The sequence below is a fragment of the Geobacillus sp. DSP4a genome (genome assembly GCF_013096875.1).
Classification (GTDB): domain Bacteria; phylum Bacillota; class Bacilli; order Bacillales; family Anoxybacillaceae; genus Geobacillus; species Geobacillus thermophilus.
Genome location: NZ_SDLD01000124.1, coordinates 1 through 1,236, shown reverse-complemented (window position 1 = coordinate 1,236; position 1,236 = coordinate 1). Strand labels below are relative to the sequence as shown.

Here is a 1,236-nt window from a genome sequence, read left to right as displayed (position 1 = left end):
CCAAACCAAACCATTGGAGGAAAATTCGCATGTACGCTCAGTTTATCAAAGAACTCATCGATTTACCAGATGTTTTGATTCAAAAGGTGCGAAAAGAAGAAGAACGTTGGATTTTCGAACTTTCTCTTCCTGAACAATGCCCGTTATGTCCTGTTTGCTTGAAACGCACGATCAAAATGACAGGAAAAAAGAAGCAATGGATGCATGGGTATGCTCAACGGATCGGCATCTTTTGGGTGGAACTCCCTGTGGAGCGTAGACGTTGTTGTACATGTGGCATGACATTCAGCACGTCTTATCCCGGAATTTCCCCTCGAAGTGCAGCGACGGATGCGTTTCAGCAATGGGTGGCGCAATCTTGCATCGGAACATCCATTCAGGCGGTGGCTCGTATGCTCAAGATTCCGTACACGACCGTTGAACGCTGGTTTTATACCCATGCCCCTTCCTTCCTATCGAATGACATCCAACCAAAGGCAGTTTGTGTCGATGAGTTTGCGTTTCGAAAAGGACATGATTACGGAGTGGCAGTCATGGATGCCGAAACGGGAGAAGTGTATGCCGTTGAAGCAGGAAAGAACGAGGAAGCCATTGGACGTGTGTTGGCTCCTGTGTCTGGTTCTGTTCAGTATGTCGTGAGTGATTTGGCTCCAGCGATGAAAAAAGCCATTCAAGGGGTGTGTCCGGAAGCGAAGCATGTGGTCGATTATTTTCATGTGATTCAATTGTTTACGGAAGCGTTGGATCGATGCCGCAAATCCTTCAGAAAAGGGAACAAGAAACATGGGCATGTTCGGCATGTTTGCCGCTTATTGACCCAGTGCCCCGAGAAACTCACCGAGGAGGAGCGCCAAACGGTGCGGGAGTGGCAGAAAGAGAGTGATTCCTTGCAGGCTGTCTATCAATCCCTTCAACATTTTCGTTATGTATCCAAAAGCCAAAGCGAGCGACAAGCGAAACGTCGTTTGAACGCCTGGGTTCATCGGTATTTGTTTTGTCCTTGTTCTGCTGTTCGCGCCATCGCAAAATCACTCGTCAAACGAACAGACGAAATCATATCGTGCATTTTATCCCCTTATTCAAATGGGAAAATGGAGGGAACAAATAACAAGATCAAGCTGATGAAACGTCGGGGATACGGATACAGAAATATCCAGCGTTTTGCATTGCGGGTTCGGCTAGAAACAGCTAACATACTTTCATGACAGGTGCAAGTACAACTTTTGGTGATGAACC

At 46.9% G+C, this 1,236-nt stretch carries 1 protein-coding gene; it reads left to right on the top strand.

Translation table 11 applies throughout. From position 1 onward, the window contains the following. The first annotated feature begins 29 nt into the window (after positions 1-29). Complete coding sequence (locus tag ETC02_RS16590; RefSeq protein WP_050368070.1) at positions 30-1,205, top strand: ISL3 family transposase; 1,176 nt, start codon at positions 30-32, stop codon at positions 1,203-1,205. The last annotated feature ends 31 nt before the right edge of the window (positions 1,206-1,236 follow it).

Excerpts from the sequence above, each read along its gene's own strand:
- ETC02_RS16590 (WP_050368070.1), top strand. The coding sequence starts at position 30 with ATGTACGCTCAGTTTATCAAAGAACTCATCGATTTACCAGATGTTTTG.